The sequence below is a fragment of the Streptomyces acidiscabies genome, assembly GCF_020010905.1.
Lineage (GTDB): Bacteria > Actinomycetota > Actinomycetes > Streptomycetales > Streptomycetaceae > Streptomyces > Streptomyces acidiscabies.
In genome coordinates this window covers 2,168,254-2,184,637 of record NZ_JAGJBY010000001.1, presented here as the reverse complement: position 1 = coordinate 2,184,637, position 16,384 = coordinate 2,168,254, and the positions used below count along the sequence as shown (strand labels likewise).

The 16,384-nt window shown below is 70.9% G+C and carries 11 protein-coding genes; 1 reads left to right on the top strand and 10 read right to left on the bottom strand.

Annotation, left to right across the window (positions count from 1 at the left end; genetic code table 11):
• Positions 1-5 precede the first annotated feature (5 nt).
• Positions 6-1,553 (top strand): DUF6020 family protein, encoded by a 1,548-nt coding sequence (locus J8M50_RS10255; RefSeq protein ID WP_010355338.1) that lies wholly within the window; start codon positions 6-8, stop codon positions 1,551-1,553.
• 97 nt (positions 1,554-1,650) lie between these two features.
• Here the strand turns inward: J8M50_RS10255 and obgE are convergent, their stop codons facing one another.
• The 10 genes from obgE to J8M50_RS10205 form a co-directional block, all read right to left on the bottom strand.
• On the bottom strand, positions 1,651-3,087 hold the full coding sequence (gene obgE, locus J8M50_RS10250) for a GTPase ObgE (RefSeq protein ID WP_010355337.1): 1,437 nt from the start codon (positions 3,085-3,087) through the stop codon (positions 1,651-1,653).
• Between the two features lie 116 nt (positions 3,088-3,203).
• Positions 3,204-3,458 carry a 50S ribosomal protein L27 gene (gene rpmA, locus J8M50_RS10245; protein ID WP_010355336.1) on the bottom strand — a complete coding sequence of 85 codons (255 nt, stop codon included), beginning with the start codon at positions 3,456-3,458 and terminating at the stop codon, positions 3,204-3,206.
• 14 nt (positions 3,459-3,472) lie between these two features.
• Positions 3,473-3,793: a 50S ribosomal protein L21 gene (gene rplU, locus J8M50_RS10240; protein ID WP_010355335.1), complete on the bottom strand. Its 321-nt coding sequence runs from the start codon at positions 3,791-3,793 to the stop codon at positions 3,473-3,475.
• A gap of 271 nt (positions 3,794-4,064) precedes the next feature.
• A complete protein-coding gene (locus J8M50_RS10235; protein WP_010355334.1) occupies positions 4,065-7,847 on the bottom strand; it encodes an Rne/Rng family ribonuclease in 3,783 nt (1,260 codons plus the stop codon).
• A 283-nt stretch (positions 7,848-8,130) separates the two neighbouring features.
• Positions 8,131-8,892: a TIGR03936 family radical SAM-associated protein gene (locus J8M50_RS10230; RefSeq protein ID WP_029184086.1), complete on the bottom strand. Its 762-nt coding sequence runs from the start codon at positions 8,890-8,892 to the stop codon at positions 8,131-8,133.
• A gap of 34 nt (positions 8,893-8,926) precedes the next feature.
• A complete protein-coding gene (locus J8M50_RS10225) occupies positions 8,927-10,006 on the bottom strand; it encodes a hypothetical protein (protein ID WP_029184085.1) in 1,080 nt (359 codons plus the stop codon).
• Positions 10,007-10,057: 51 nt separating this feature from the next.
• Positions 10,058-10,519 (bottom strand): GNAT family N-acetyltransferase, encoded by a 462-nt coding sequence (locus tag J8M50_RS10220; RefSeq protein WP_010355331.1) that lies wholly within the window; start codon positions 10,517-10,519, stop codon positions 10,058-10,060.
• An 11-nt stretch (positions 10,520-10,530) separates the two neighbouring features.
• Positions 10,531-12,549, bottom strand: coding sequence for a restriction endonuclease (locus J8M50_RS10215; RefSeq protein WP_010355330.1), 2,019 nt, complete (start codon positions 12,547-12,549; stop codon positions 10,531-10,533).
• Positions 12,550-12,646: 97 nt separating this feature from the next.
• A complete protein-coding gene (locus J8M50_RS10210) occupies positions 12,647-14,575 on the bottom strand; it encodes a TIGR03960 family B12-binding radical SAM protein (protein ID WP_010355329.1) in 1,929 nt (642 codons plus the stop codon).
• 78 nt (positions 14,576-14,653) lie between these two features.
• Positions 14,654-16,321 (bottom strand): CYTH and CHAD domain-containing protein, encoded by a 1,668-nt coding sequence (locus J8M50_RS10205; RefSeq protein ID WP_010355328.1) that lies wholly within the window; start codon positions 16,319-16,321, stop codon positions 14,654-14,656.
• Positions 16,322-16,384: the final 63 nt, after the last annotated feature.

The window sequence follows — 16,384 nt, the reverse complement described above, 5'->3', positions numbered from 1 at the left end:
CCTCGATGAGGACCAGCCTGCACGAACGCTGGGAGCGGATCCCGCCCAAGCGCCGCATGCCCCTGACGGTGTACGCCGTCACGCAGTTCGTCTTCCTGCTGTGGTGGGCGGCCTTCTATCCGGGCGGGATGAGCTACGACTCCATCTCGTACGTCTGGCACGTCACCACCGGACACTGGATGTCCAACCACTCGGTGGCGTACGACGGGCTGGTCTGGCTCTCCATCAAGCTCACCGGTGACCTGGCGCTGCTGACGTTCGGCCAGTCCGTCGGCATGGCCGCCGCGCTCGCCTATGTCGCCGTCACGCTGCGGCACTTCGGGGTCCCCGGCAAGTGGAGCGCGCTCGCGGCGATCGCCTGCGCGGTGCTGCCGTCCATCGGCACGTTCACCATCTTCGTGTGGAAGGACGTCCCGTTCGTCATCGGCGCGCTCCTCGCGTTCGGGGCGGCGGGGCGGCTCACCGTACGGCGGATGCGGGAGCGGCAGGCGGTGCACGACACGGTGTTCCGCAACCAGGTGATCGTGCTGTTCGCCGGGTTCCTGATGATGGGGCTGTTCCGCAACAACGGGCTCCTCGTCGCCGTCATCGCCTGCCCCGTGCTGCTGCTGGTGCTGCCGAGGATGCGGCGCGCGATACTCGTCGCGACCGTCGTCCCGACGGTCATCTCCGCCGCGCTCCAGCTCGTCATCTATCCCGCGCTCGGCGTCCAGACGCCGACCAAGGACCAGGTGTACGCCCTCAACTACGCCGACATCGCCGTCGTGTACGGCAAGGCGCCGTGGACGTTCACTGCCGCCGACAAGAAGCTCATGGCCGAGGTCGCGCCGCTCTCCCACTGGGGCGGGCGCGCGGCGAACTGCTGGAACGCCGACTGGGCCATGAAGAAGCCCATGAACCGCCAGAAGGCAGCCGAGCTCAACACCGAGCTGCTCGACCTGTGGGGCCGCGTCCTCAAGCGCACCCCGGACCAGATGATCGGCGCGCGCCTGTGCCGCTCGCAGATCGCCTGGGGCATCTTCCCCGGCCCCGCCGACCTGGACGGCGAGACCCTCATCTCCGTCCCGTCCGTCCCCAAGAACCTGTACGGCTGGGCCGACTGGAACCCGGAGATGGCGAACAGCCCCTACCGGGACGAGCTGAAGATCCGCCCCCTCAGCGACACCCTCCACGACGCCGCGTTCTTCACGTGGAAGGCCAGCAAGACCCCGCAGCTCCAGTGGATCCTCTTCCGGGGCGCGTTCTGGTGCTACGCCGCGTACGCGGTCTTCTACGTCTTCTCCCGCCGCAACCGCTCCTGGGCACCGATCGGCATCCTGTCCATCCCGCTGGCCCTCCAGCTGACGGTGGTCGCCGCCAACCCGGCACCGCTGGCCCGCTACATGTTCGCGCCGATGTTCCTGGGCATCATGACGATCCCGCTGCTGGCGGCCCGGCCGAAGTGGGGGCGGGTGCCGGAGGCGGTGACGGCGGAACCGTCGACGAAGGCTTCGGCAAGGCCGGAGGCGACGAAGCAGAAGGAGCCCGAGGCTTCACCGGAACCGGTCGCCTGAGGCTCAGCCTCGGGGCATCCCTTATGCCGAGGGCCCGCCCACCTTCCCTACGGGGACGGTGGGCGGGCCCTTTTCAGCTACGTCGGTGACCGGCCTGTCAGAAGGGCTCGAAGCCCTCGAACTCCTGGGTCGCCTCGTCGCGTTCCGCCTGCTTGTCGCGGCGGCGTTGCGTCGCGGGGCGGGGTTCGTCGAGGCGGTGGTCCTCGCCTCGGCGGCCCAGCATCTCCGCGCCGGCCATGACCGTCGGCTCCCAGTCGAAGACGACCGCGTTGTCCTCGGGCCCGATCGCGACGCCGTCGCCCGCGCGGGCGCCCTTCTTCATCAACGCGTCCTCGACGCCGAGGCGGTTGAGGCGGTCGGCGAGGTAGCCGACGGCCTCGTCGTTGCTGAAGTCGGTCTGCCGCACCCAGCGTTCGGGCTTCTCGCCCCGGACGCGGAAGAGACCGTCCTCCTCCTGGACGACGGTGAAGCCCGCATCGTCCACGGCCTTGGGCCGGATCACGATCCGGGTGGCCTCCTCGAGCGGCTTCGCGGCCCGCGCCTGACCCACCAACTCGGCCAGCGCGAAGGAGAGTTCACGCAGGCCCAGGTGCGCGACGGCGGACACCTCGAAGACCTGGTAACCACGCGCCTCCAGATCGGGCCGGACCATCTCCGCGAGGTCCTTGCCGTCGGGGATGTCGGTCTTGTTCAGGACGACGATGCGCGGACGGCCACCCAGACCGCCGTACTGCCGCAGCTCCTCCTCGATGATGTCGAGGTCGGAGATCGGGTCGCGCTCGGACTCCAGCGTCGCCGTGTCGAGGACGTGCACGAGGACACTGCACCGCTCGACGTGCCGCAGGAACTCCAGGCCGAGCCCCTTGCCCTGGCTGGCTCCCGGGATCAGACCGGGAACGTCCGCGATGGTGTAGACGGTCGAACCGGCCGTCACCACACCCAGGTTGGGGACCAGGGTCGTGAACGGGTAGTCGGCGATCTTCGGCTTCGCGGCCGACAGCACCGAGATCAGCGAGGACTTCCCCGCACTCGGGTACCCGACCAGCGCGACGTCCGCGACCGTCTTCAGCTCCAGGACGATGTCCCCGAGATCCCCCGGCACCCCCAGCAGCGCGAACCCGGGCGCCTTGCGGCGGGCCGACGCCAGCGCCGCGTTCCCGAGCCCGCCCCGGCCGCCCTGCGCGGCGACGTACGAGGTGCCGTGGCCGACGAGGTCCGCGAGGACGTTGCCGTGCTTGTCGAGGACGACCGTGCCGTCCGGGACCGGGAGGACCAGGTCCTGGCCGTCCTTGCCGGAGCGGTTGCCGCCCTCGCCCGGCTTGCCGTTCGTGGCCTTGCGGTGCGGGGAGTGGTGGTAGTCGATGAGCGTGGTCACGGACTGGTCGACCGTGAGGATCACGTCGCCGCCGCGCCCGCCGTTGCCGCCGTCGGGCCCGCCGAGCGGCTTGAACTTCTCACGGTGGACGGAGGCACAGCCGTGGCCTCCGTTACCCGCGGCGACATGCAGTTCGACGCGGTCCACGAAGGTGGTCATGGTTAGTGCCTCCAAAAAGCTAAACAGGTGTTACCTATACCAACACGCGAAAGGCGGACCCGCCTTCCCGAACGGGAAGTGAGGTCCGCCTCGCGAAAGCTTCCGGATCAGGCTTTTCAGCCGACCGGAACGATGTTCACGACCTTACGGCCGCGGAACGTACCGAACTCCACCGCACCGGGCTGGAGCGCGAACAGCGTGTCGTCGCCGCCACGACCCACACCCGAACCCGGGTGGAAGTGCGTGCCGCGCTGACGGACCAGGATCTCACCAGCGTTGACGACCTGACCGCCGAAGCGCTTCACGCCGAGCCGCTGGGCATTGGAGTCGCGACCGTTCCGGGTGGACGATGCGCCCTTCTTGTGTGCCATTGCTCAGTCCCTCTTTACTTCGCGGCCGACGGGATGGACGTGACCTTGATCGCCGTGTACTGCTGACGGTGACCCTGGCGACGGCGGTAGCCGGTCTTGTTCTTGTAGCGCAGGATGTCGATCTTCACACCCTTGTGGTGGTCCACGATCTCAGCCTGGACCTTGATGCCGGCCAGCACCCACGGGTCGCTGGTGACAGCTTCGCCGTCGACAACGAGCAGGGTCGAGAGCTCGACCGTGTCGCCAACCTTGGCAGTGGGAATCTTGTCAACCTCAACGATGTCGCCGACAGCAACCTTGTGCTGGCGACCACCGCTGCGCACGATGGCGTACACGCGGATCTCACTCTCTCGCTCGGAACCGGCACCCCCGCAGTCCAGCCGACCGGTCATAAACACAGCCAGCCTCTCCCGGCCACGAGGCGCACCCGGAGGGAAGAAAGGTTTACGGGGATGTGACGCACTCATTAGCACGCCGACGCCCCAGGCTACGAGGTGTCCCCCGTACAGGTCAAACTGAGTCGAGTGCAACGCCCCACAACACAAAGCGGCCCTTCCTGCGAAGCACCACGCTCCGTAGGAAGGGCCGCTCAGCTCAACCCTCGACTCAGCTCTCGTCAGCCGCAGCAGACACGGACGGAGAAGAAGCCTGCTCAGCCGCAGCGGTCTTCTTGGCCGCAGCCTTCGTCGTCTTCTTGGCCGTCGTCTTCTTGGCCGCAGTCTTCTTGGCAGCCGTGGTCGTCTTCTTGGCCGCAGTCTTCTTCGCGGGAGCAGCCTTCTTGGCGGTCGCCTTCTTCGTGGCCGTCTTCCGAGCCGCCGTCTTCTTGGCAGGCGCAGGCGCCTCCTCCTCGACAACAGCCGGCACGACAACAACAGCCGCCTCATCGGAGGACGTAGGCGCCGCAACCTCCCGCACAGCCCGCCGCCGCGCCCGAGCCGGAGCCGGAGCGACCGTCTCCTCGACAACCGGCGCCTCGACCACAGCCTCCGCCACCGGAGCCGCAGCCTCGACAACCGTCACGACACCGGCCTCAGCCCCGGAAGGCGACCCCGCAGGCGCGGACGCCTTCCGAGTGGCCCGCCGACGCGGACGCCCCTCGACGACGGGCTCAGCAACAGCCTCGACGACCGGCGCCTCAACCACAGGCTCCTCGACGACAACCGGCGCCTCGACAACCGGCACCTCAGCAACCGGGTCCTCGATGGCAACCGGATCAGCGGCAACCTCAGCAGCCGAAGCCACCACATCCCGCCGGGCCGAAGCCCCCCCGGGAGAGGAAACCCGCCGACTGGCCCGCCGACGCCCCCGCCCCCGAGTAGCCGCAGCCTCGGCCTCAGCCACGCTGCTGTACAGCTCCTCATCGGGCTCAAACTCAGGCGCGGGCAGCGAAACAGGAGCCGCCACCTCAGCGGCGACCTCCTCCACGCTCTCCTCGACGGCGACCGGCGTCAGATCCTCGACGACGTGCTCGTGAGCACCGTGCTCATCCCCACCCCGCCCGCGCTTCTTCCGCTTCCCGCCCCCGCCGACAGCCGACGGCTGGTCGAGGTGAACGATCACACCCCGCCCGTTGCAGTGCACGCACGTCTCGGAGAACGACTCCAGCAGCCCCTGCCCGACCCGCTTACGCGTCATCTGCACGAGCCCGAGCGACGTCACCTCGGCGACCTGGTGCTTCGTCCGGTCCCGGCCGAGGCACTCCAGCAGCCGCCGCAGCACCAGATCCCGGTTCGACTCAAGGACCATGTCGATGAAGTCGATGACGATGATCCCGCCGAGGTCCCGCAGCCGCAGCTGCCGGACGATCTCCTCGGCCGCCTCCAGGTTGTTGCGCGTGACGGTCTCTTCGAGGTTCCCGCCCTGCCCGGTGAACTTCCCGGTGTTGACGTCGACGACGACCATCGCCTCGGTCCGGTCGATGACCAGCGACCCACCACTGGGCAGCCACACCTTCCGGTCCAGCGCCTTCGCGAGCTGCTCGTCGATCCGGTACGTCGCGAACACGTCCACCTCGGACGTCCACCGCGACAGCCGCCCGGCGAGGTCCGGCGCGACGTGCGCGACGTACCCGTGGATGGTCTGCCAGGCCTCGTCACCGCTGACGACGACCTTGGTGAAGTCCTCGTTGAAGATGTCGCGGACGACGCGGACCGTCATGTCCGGCTCGCCGTACAGCAGCGTCGGCGCGTTCCCGGTCTTCGCGTTCTTGCGGATCTCCTCCCACTGCCCCTGGAGCCGCTCGACGTCACGCCGCAGCTCGTCCTCGCTGGCGCCCTCGGCCGCCGTGCGCACGATGACGCCCGCGTCCTCGGGGACGATCTTCTTGAGGATCGTCTTCAGACGCGCCCGCTCGGTGTCGGGCAGCTTGCGGCTGATCCCGGTCATGGAGCCCTCGGGGACGTACACGAGGTAGCGCCCCGGCAGCGAGACCTGGCTGGTCAGACGCGCGCCCTTGTGCCCGATCGGGTCCTTGGTGACCTGCACCAGCACGGACTGCCCGGACTTCAGCGCGGACTCGATACGCCGGGGACCGCCCGACATCCCGAGCGCCTCGAAGTTGACCTCACCGGCGTACAGGACGGCGTTGCGCCCCTTGCCGATGTCGATGAACGCGGCCTCCATGGACGGCAGCACGTTCTGCACCTTGCCGAGGTACACGTTGCCGACGTACGAGGTCGACTGCTCCTTGTTGACGTAGTGCTCGACGAGCACCCCGTCCTCCAGAACGCCGATCTGCGTACGCTCGTGGCTCTGCCGTACGACCATGACGCGCTCGACGGCCTCGCGGCGCGCGAGGAACTCGGCCTCGGTGATGATCGGAACCCGGCGACGCCCCTGCTCGCGCCCCTCACGGCGGCGCTGCTTCTTGGCCTCAAGGCGCGTCGACCCCTTGATCGACTGCACCTCGTCGGACGGCTCGGCCTGCTTGCGCGGCTCACGGACCTTCACGACGGTCCGCTCGGGATCCCCGTCACTCTGCTCGGCCTCGCCACCGGAGTCCCCGGCCCGACGACGCCTACGACGCCGGCGACGGCTCCCGGCGGTGGAGCCGGCGGCCCCGTCCTCCGCGTCCTCTTCGTCCTGCTCGGCGCTGTCCTCGGCATCCTGCTCCGCCTGCTCGGCGGCCAGTTCCTCGGCGTCTGCCTCGTCCTCGGCGCTCTCGCCACGGCGACGGCGACGGCCACCGCGACGGCGGCGACGGCGCGAACCGGACTCCTCGGCGTCGTCGTCGGCGGAGTCCTCGGCGTCGACGGCGTCCTCGACGTCCTCCGGCTCCTCCTCGACAACGGGCTCGGGCTCCACGACCGTCTCGACGACGTCCTCGGCGGGCGCGGCTGCACCCCGGCGACGGCGGCGGCGACGCGAGCCCGCGGGCTCCTCGGCGACGGCCTCGGGGAGCGAGATGGGCTCGGTGGCCTCGATCTCCTCCTCGACCTCGGCGTCGACCTCCGCCGGTGCCTCGGCCTCCGCGGCAGCGGCCTCGGCCGCCGCCCGCTGGAGCGTCTGGAACTGGAACTTCGGCTCGGTGAACACCGGCGCCTGGAACACGGCCACGGCAGGCCGCCCGGCGCGCTTCGGCGACTCGTCCGCAGCGGGCGCGGGCTCGGAGAAGCCACCGGCGGCCTTGCTCACGACACGGCGGCGGGAGCGGCGGGGACCGCCCTCCTCCGGAGCCTCCGCGACGGGGGAGGGAGTCTTGGCGGGCGCCTTGGCCCGGGTCGCGCGCGTCTTCGTGGCCGGCGCCTCGTCCTGTGCGGGAGCCTCGGCGACGGCCTCGCTCTCCTCGGCGGGTGCGGTCACCTGGCGCGTGACACGGCGGCGACGGCGCGAGCCGGTCTCCTCCGCGACGGCCTCTTCAACGACCGGCGCCTCTACGGCGGCGGGGGCCTCGACAGCCACCGGAGCCTCGACGGGCGTCTCGACAACGGCCTCGGCCTCGGCGGCCTTGGGCGCCCCGGCAGGCGCGGACGCCCGACGGCTCGCCCGGCGACGGGTGGTACGCGGAGCGGGCGCCTCGTCCTCGACGGCGGGAGCCTCTTCCACGGCGGGCGCGGCCACGACGACCGCCTCTTCGGCGGCCTGCGGAGCCCCCGCCGGCGCGGACGCCCGACGGGTCACCCGGCGGCGGGCACGCGGAGCGGTCTCAACCGGCGCGTCGGCCGCCCGCTCCTCGGCTGCGACGGACGGCGCGGGCGTGGCCTCGGCCGGTGTTGTTGCGGTCTGTGCGGCCTCGTCGGCCTGTATGGCCGAGGTGTTCTCGGCGCCTCCCTCAGCGCCGGCGGGCGGACCGGCCGGGCGGGACGCGGCACGGCGCCGACGACGCGGCGGCAGGGTGTCGCTGGGAGTGTTCTGTTCGGAACCCTCGATGGGGTCGGTCGGTTCGAGCATGCGGGGGTATCTCCCGTTCGGGCTCCCGGGCGCCGCGCCTGGTCCGGCGCCGGCCATGAGGGCCGGTCACCGCTGACGTCCGCGGGGTACGCGATTCGCGTTCACCGCCGCCGGGGCGCGTGCGCCGCACGGGAGCTTTCCGTGTCCTGTCTCGCCGGTTCCGTACGCCGTGTTGCGTACGGCCTGGCGAAAGTCTTGTGGTGGGTGCGCTGCCCGACCCAGGTGGCTCCCGAGTACGAGGGCGGCGCTACGATGTCCGTCCTTCGCGGGACCTTCCCCCTGCCTACGCCTTCGCGGCGGCAGCCGGTTCGGCCGTTGAGAGGGCCTGAGCTGCCTCGCGGTCGGGCGCGAGCGGGTCGGTCACCGTGCCGGTCTCTTCATCGAGCAGCCCCTGCGCCAGCCTGGTCACCGCAGCGGGGACCGGCGGCGCCAGGTCGGCCACGGCGCGGAGACCGGACAGGACGTCGTCGGGTCGAACGGCAGGCGTCACGTGCCGAACAACCAGCCGCAGTATCGCACAGGGCTGGTCCGTCGGCCTATCAGCCGTTTCACTCTGTGTTGTTTCCAGGTGTACGACAGCGGCGCGCGCGTCGAAATTCCTGACGCCGTTCTTCGTGGTCCGCTGGACCTCGACGACCTCGGCGGCGTTGAACGCGGCCACGGCCTTCTCGGCGTCGCCCTGCTCCACACCGGCGAGCCGCAGCTCCCACACGGAAGCCGTCAGCCGGTCCGCGAGCCCCGAGGTCCTGGCCTCCACCGCGTCGGTGATGTCCAGGCCGTCCGGCAGCGACTCGTCGAGCAGTGCCCTCAGCCGCTGCGGGTCCCGCGCCGCCGTGAGCGCGATCTCCAGGTACTCCGCCTCGCTGCCCGTGCCGGTGGGTGCGGCATTGGCGTACGACACCTTCGGGTGCGGCGTGAACCCCGCCGAGTACGCCATCGGCACCTCGGCCCGGCGCAACGCCCGCTCGAAGGCGCGCTGGAAGTCACGGTGGCTGGTGAACCGAAGGCGACCACGCTTGGTGTACCGCAGTCGAATACGCTGCACCGCCGGAGCGGGCGGCGGGCCTTCGGGCTGTCGCTTACCCAGTGTTCTGTTCCTTAGTGAGAGCTGTCGTACCTCTACCAAGAGTACGTCCGTCGCCGCTCCCAGGTTCCCGACGAGCGACCTCTTCCCTCTCACGAGGTGCCCCGAACAGCGCTCTGCGCAGGTCGGCGCGGGTCTGTCGGGCCGTCTCGCGCGCGGACGCGAGGACCTGTCGGGTGACGCGGCCCACACTGCGTACGGCCTCGGCGGCGGGCCGCAGGACGGCGTCCCGTACGACATGGCCGACGGGAGTCAGCATCGCCGTATAGACCCACCGCACGGGCTCCACGAACACCCACCGGAACACCCCGACGAGGAACCGCCACACGGCGAGCGAGACCCACCCGGCGACCCGCCACGCATGCCCCAGCGCGTCCCCCACCTCCCGCGCGACCACCCCGAGCACCCGCCCCACCGGCGCGAGCACCCACCGCCACAGCGCCACCAGCGGCAGCACGAGCAGGATGCGGACCGTCCAGTAGAGGGCGAGCCACACGCCGGTGGCGACGAGCACGACCCCTCGCCACACCCCTTGCGCACACCACCCGATCCCCCTGCCGACCGGCGCGAGCACCCAGTCGTACAACCACCGCGCGGGCACGACGACCAGATACCGCGTCAGCCACGCGCCTCCGGCGCCGAGCGCCGCAATACCCGTACCGATCCCGCGCAGGACCCACATCACCCCGCGCCCGACAGGCGCGACCACCCACACGACGCCATGCCCGAGCGCGACCAGCACATTCCGGTAGACCCACACCACCGGCACCACGACGAGCACCCGCCCGAGCCACCCCAGCCCGACCCCCACGGGCACGACGACATACCGCCAGACCCCTACCAACGGCCAGACGAACACCGCCTTCCCCACCCACAACAGCCCTCGCCCCACAGGCCGCAGCACGGAATACCTCAGCACCCGCCCCACCACGACAAGCCCGTCCCACACCACCCGCACCGGCACGACCAGCACCAACACCACGATCCGCACCGGAATCCGGATCGCGACGACAAGACACCCCTCGGCATCCCGCCGGGGTACTGCCGACTGCGTCCCGCGCTTCTCCAGATCCATAACGGCATAGACGCTACGCCAGCCCACAAGGGTGCGGCCAAACTCCCGTCCTCAGTACCGAACCTGCAACAACCGCTCGGACCCCGCGAACCCGGCCCGCACGTACGCGGGCACGGCCCGCCCCGACGAATGCACGGTCAGCCGCTCGACGCCCAGCTCCCGGGCCCGCTCCACCACAGCCCCCAGCAGCCGCCCGCCCACCCCCGCCCCACGCTCCTCCGGCACCACGTACACGCACTGCACGTCCCCCGAGAGCCGCTCCGGCGCGGTGGGTGTGGGCACGCGCGACACGATGGCCACCCACGCCATGCCGACGACCCGCTCCCCCCGGACCACCACCGTGCACCCATGCGACCCGGCGTTCTCCTTCGCCCACGCCACGAACCCCCGCACGAACTCCTCCCGTTCGACGACCGCCGCCTTCCCGTCCTCCTCGAACCACCGCCACCGCAACCCGGCGACGGCGTCCAACTCCCGCTCTTCGGCGGCCCTGATGACGATCTCGTCCGGCATGGGCTCTTCCCCTATTCCACGTCGAGGCCGAAGTCGCGTACCAGTTCCTCCAGGCCGCCCCGGTAGCCCTTGCCGCCCAGGACGAAGTCCCAGTCGCCGGTGGTGCGGTGGCGGAAGGAGCCGAGGACCAGGGCGGTTTCGGAGGGGCGGCCGTCGGAGACCTCCAGGACGCCGAGTTCGGCCGCGTGGGCGTCGAGGAGGCGGATGCGGGCGTCGGTGAAGCCGGCCAGGTCCGCGTGCGGGTCGGTCTCGGGGTCGACGGCGGCGACCAGGACGAGGCGGTCGGCCGTCGCCGGGAGCGCGTCGAACGCGACCCGCAGGGAGGCCCGGTCGGGGGCGGTCGGCGGCAGGGCCCGTACCGAACCGTCCGGGGTCGCCGGGTTGTTGAAGAAGACGAAGTGGTCGTCGGAGAGGACCCGGTCGCCCTGGCAGACCAGCGCGCAGACGTCGAGCGCGACCGTGCCGGACCAGGACATGCCGAGGATGTTGTACCCGTCGTCGTCCAGGTCCGGCGGGGTGCCGTCGCCCAACCGTCCCCGCAGGCCGTGCTGGTGGAGGAGGTCGACGAGTTCGGGGCCGGAGATCAGCTCCAGCGGTTTCCCGGTGGCGAAGTCGCGCGAACCGGGTCCGAAGGACGACGTCGTCACGAGGACGCCTTTGTTGGCGCCCCGGTCGAGCACCGTGCCGTACAGGTCCCGGACTGCCGTGGGCGACACCGTGTTCCGGTACCGCTTCACCTGGACGACTATGGTCCCGCCCCGGACCGGCGTCGGATCGGTCGCGTCGACGTCCACCCCGCCGTCGCCGGACCGCTGCGTCGTCACCGCCTCCATCCCCATCGCCCGGAACAGCTCCGCGACGAGTTCCTCGAAGGCGAGCGGGTCCATCGCGTAAAGGTCGGGCTCGTCGTCGTCCCGGTGGGTGACGACCCGGTTGCCGACGTCCTGGGGGCGGCGGTCCGGGCGTACGGGGGTCAACTGGTCGGGGCGGGCGGAGAGTTGGCCGCGCAGCCCGTCCGTGAGGCAGCTGACCGCGTCGACCTGCGCGAGGTTGAAGGGCGTGAAGGCGGCGCGCTGGGCCAGGACGGTGACCAGGATGTGCTGGGCGCGCAGGCCGGTCACGGGGTCGGGGCCGTCGGCGAAGCCGTTGAGGACGACGGACTCCAGCGCGCCGGCGGTGTCGGCGGCGTACAGCTCGTGCAGGACGAGCAGCGCGGACTGCGCCAGCGTCTCCCGGTACAGCGCCCGGCGCTGGGTCAGCGGACGGGCGCTCTCCCGGTACTGGTCATCGCCCGGCGACCAGCGCACCGCCTTCGCCTCGGGGACGACGCCGTAGCCGGGGAGCTCCCAGTCCAGGACGAGTTGGCGGGCCGCCTGGTCGTAGGCCGCCGAGAGCTGCCGGGGGAACTCCTCCGGCCAGGACGGGGAGGCGTACAGCGCGGCGGTGAAGTACTCGACGACGGCGTCCGGTTCGCCCCGCTGGACGCCCCGGGCCGCTTCGGCGACGCCGGTGTTGTGGCGGCGTACCTCGGTCCGCAGGCCCTCGGCCCACTGCTCGTACTGCCGCTGCTGAACGGCGAGTTGCTCCAGGCGCTGGGCCTCGGCGGCCTGGGCCGCGTACCACGCCTGCTCGAAGCGGGCGCGGGCCTCGGCCTGGGCCTGGGCGCGTGCGTTCGCCGTCCAGCCGCCGCCGTGCACGGGGAACTGGCTCGGGTCGGGCATGAGCACGGGGTGGGCCAGTGCGCCGGGGTCGAACGGCGGGACCTGCTCGGCGCGCAGCAGCGCGTCCGGGTGGAACGGCGCCGCACTGCATCCGGTCGCCAACAGCCCCTGGAGCGCGGCCACTCGCGCCTCCAGCTCGGCGGTCCGCCGGGCGGCTTCCGCCTTGTGGTCCTGCGCGGCCTGCCGCTGGTACGCGCGCGCCTGCCGCTCCCGCTCCCTGAGCTGCCGGGCGGCGGCCTGCTCCTGTTGCTGCTGCCGGCGCTGCATCTCGGCCCAGGCGCCGACCGCTGCGGACCTACGACGACTCATCGGCCCGAGTCCCTCCCCCGCTGTGAACAGGACGACTCTATCCAGCGATCATGGAAATGGGCCCTCCCCCGGAGGGAAGGGCCCGGTAAGCGGCTCGCTACTTGTTCACGACGCTCAGCGGCAGCAACTTCTTGCCCGTGGGGCCGACTTGGATGCGGGTGTCCATCGCCGGGCACACCCCGCAGTCGAAGCACGGGGTCCAGCGACAGTCCTCGACCTCGGTCTCGTCGAGGGAGTCCTGCCAGTCCTCCCAGAGCCAGTCCTTGTCCAGGCCGGAGTCCAGGTGGTCCCAGGGGAGGACTTCCTCGTACGTGCGCTCGCGGGTCGTGTACCAGTCGACGTCCACGCCGAACAGGGCCAGGGACTTGTCCGCGCAGGTCATCCAGCGGTCGTAGGAGAAGTGCTCGCGCCAGCCGTCGAAACGGCCGCCGTCCTCGTAGACGGCGCGGATGACGGCGCCCACGCGGCGGTCGCCCCGGGAGAGCAGGCCCTCGACGATGCCGGGCTTGCCGTCGTGGTAGCGGAAGCCGATGGAGCGGCCGTACTTCTTGTCGCCGCGGATCTTGTCGCGGAGTTTGCCGAGGCGGGCGTCGGTCTCCTCGGCGGAGAGCTGGGGGGCCCACTGGAAGGGGGTGTGGGGCTTGGGGACGAAGCCGCCGATGGAGACGGTGCAGCGGATGTCGCCCGCGCCGGAGACCTCGCGGCCCTTGGCGATGACGTTCGCGGCCATGTCGGCGATCTGGAGGACGTCGTCGTCGGTCTCGGTGGGCAGGCCGCACATGAAGTACAGCTTCACCTGGCGCCAGCCGTTGCCGTACGCGGTGGCGACCGTACGGATCAGGTCGTCCTCGGAGACCATCTTGTTGATGACCTTACGCATCCGCTCGGAGCCGCCCTCGGGGGCGAAGGTGAGGCCGGAGCGGCGGCCGTTGCGGGTCAGCTCGTTCGCGAGGTCGACGTTGAAGGCGTCCACGCGGGTGGAGGGCAGGGAGAGGCCGATCTTGTCCTCGGTGTAGCGGTCGGCGAGGCCCTTGGCGATCTCGCCGATCTCGCTGTGGTCGGCGCTCGACAGCGACAGGAGGCCGACCTCCTCGAAGCCGGTCGCCTTCAGGCCCTTGTCGACCATCTCGCCGATGCCGGTGATCGACCGCTCGCGCACGGGCCGCGTGATCATCCCGGCCTGGCAGAAGCGGCAGCCGCGCGTGCAGCCGCGGAAGATCTCGACGGACATCCGCTCGTGGACGGTCTCCGCGAGCGGTACGAGCGGCTGCTTCGGGTACGGCCACTCGTCGAGGTCCATGACGGTGTGCTTCGACACGCGCCACGGGACGCCGCTGCGGTTGGGGACGACGCGGGCGATACGGCCGTCCGCGAGGTACTCGACGTCGTAGAACCGGGGGATGTACACGTTGCCGGTCCTGGAGAGGCGGAACAGCACCTCTTCCCGGCCGCCCGGACGGCCCTCCGCCTTCCACTGCCGGACGATGTCCGTGATGTCCAGCACCGCCTGCTCGCCGTCCCCGATGACCGCCGCGTCGATGAAGTCGGCGATCGGCTCGGGGTTGAACGCGGCGTGGCCGCCCGCGAGGACGATCGGGTCGTCCAGGCCACGGTCCTTGGCCTCCAGGGGGATGCCCGCGAGGTCGAGGGCCGTCAGCATGTTCGTGTAGCCCAGCTCCGTGGAGAAGGACAGGCCGAACACGTCGAACGCCTTCACCGGGCGGTGCGAGTCCACGGTGAACTGCGGGACGCCGTGCTCCCGCATCAGCGCCTCCAGGTCCGGCCACACGCTGTACGTGCGCTCGGCGAGGACGCCGTCCCGTTCGTTCAGCACCTCGTAGAGGATCATGACGCCCTGGTTGGGGAGTCCGACCTCGTAGGCGTCGGGGTACATGAGCGCCCAGCGGACGTCAGTACTGTCCCAAGGCTTGACGGTGGAGTTCAGCTCGCCGCCCACGTACTGGATCGGCTTCTGCACATGCGGGAGCAGAGCTTCGAGCTGCGGGAAGACCGACTCGACAGACATCGCGCGAACTTTCGTGAGCGGGGGTAACGACAGGGGTGACCACCCAGCCTAACGCGGCTGGGGGTCATCCCCGGCCGTTCAGATCCCCGTCCCGCCCTTCGCCTCCGCCCACAACCCCGGCAGCTCCGCCTCGTCCGTCGCCGAGCGGCGTTCCTCCCTGCCGTACAGCACGCCGTACGTGAAGCCGTTCTCGCCCGCCGCGTGGGCCTGGGCGGCGATCTCGCGGAGCGCGTCGCGGGCCATCACGCTGTCCTGGTGGTCGCCTAGGAGGTTCTGGAGGGACTTGGCGATCTTCACCAAGGCCGTCGCGGGAGCGCCCAGCGCGGGTTCCGCCGCCTCCGCCGAGTACCTGGTCCGCTTCGCCTTCTTCCGCGCCTCGTGCAGCGCGAAGTCCCGCTCCGGGCCGGACGAGGGCTGCGCGAGGGCGTCCTCCACGAGGGCGGCGACCTTCGCGAAGTCCTTGCGGACGGCTGCGGCGATGACCTTCTCGGGCGTCCCGGCCGCTTTTCCGGCGAGCGGGGGCTCCGCGATCAGCGCGTCCAGCTTGTCGAGCAGCGTCAGGTACCGCTTTCCGTCCAGTACGGCGATGAGGCGCCTGCGTGAGCCGCCCCGGCGGGCGTGCGACCAGGTCCGTACGCGGGTGCGGACGGGGCCGACGACCAGGTGGCGCGGGAGGTCGTCGAGGCCGGCGGCGATCCTCTCGGTGAGGACCTCCTGGTCACGGTCGACGCCGAGTTCTCCCGCGAGCCACTTCAGCTCCTCCCCGACGGGGTCGGTGACCGTACGGTCCAGCACCTTGCCGAAGGACCGGAACGCGCTGCGCATCCTGCGGGTGGCGACGCGCATCCTGTGCACGGAGTCGTACTCGTCCTGCCGGACGGCGGGGTCGAGGGCGACGATGGCGTCGCGCTGGGCACGGAGGTGGACGAGGACGTGGTCGGCGGCGGTTTGGGGGGCGGTGGGGGTGGTCTTGGCTGTACGGGGGGTGCTGGGGGTGTCCGGGGTCTTGGCGGTACGTCGGGTGGCGGGGTCGGTCGAGGTGTCGGCGGAGGGCTTCGCCGGCTTCTTGGACTTGGCCGGCTTTTCCTTCTTGCCGGACTTTTCGGGGGCCGGCTCATCCGCCTTGGCCTTACCGGCGGTTCCGGGGCTCGTCGCCGTCTCCGCCAAGGCTCGCGCCAGTTTCGACTCCGACTTCGAGCGGCGTACCCCCGCCTTGCGGAGGCGTTTCTCCACGTGGTCCAGGAAGGCGGGGTCCCCGCCGTCGGCGAGTTCCACCTCGATCTCCGACCACTGGGCCACGCCCTCGCCGCCGCTCAGCCGCTCCGCGCGGACCGCGTCCACGCTGACCTCCGCGAGGAGCTTGCCCTCTCCGTCCACCAGATCCCGTACGTCCCGCGCGGAGCGCAGTCTCACGACCGGTACGAGTTCGGCGTCCCTGACCCTCGACCTGACCAGCCCGGCGAGGCTCCGTGGCAGGGTCGGCGAGAGGGGTGCCTGTACCTCGTCCCGCACCCCCGGCCCCACCGGAAACTTCAGATGCCACCCCGCGTCCGACCCCCCGGTACGCCGCCGCAGCGTGATCGACGCCGCCGCCAGCCGCCCGTCCGGGGTGTCGTAGTACGTGGCGTCCAGCTCCGCCACACCCTTGTCCAGCACGGCCTCGATCCCGGCGACACCCGTCAGATCCGGAAGCCCGCTCTCGTCGGATTCGTACTTGCGCTCGATCTCGCGTTTCGTCTCCGCCATAGATTGAATCTAGTGGCACCCGGGCCAAAGCGGCAGAGGGAACCGGAGGGTGAATTCACGACG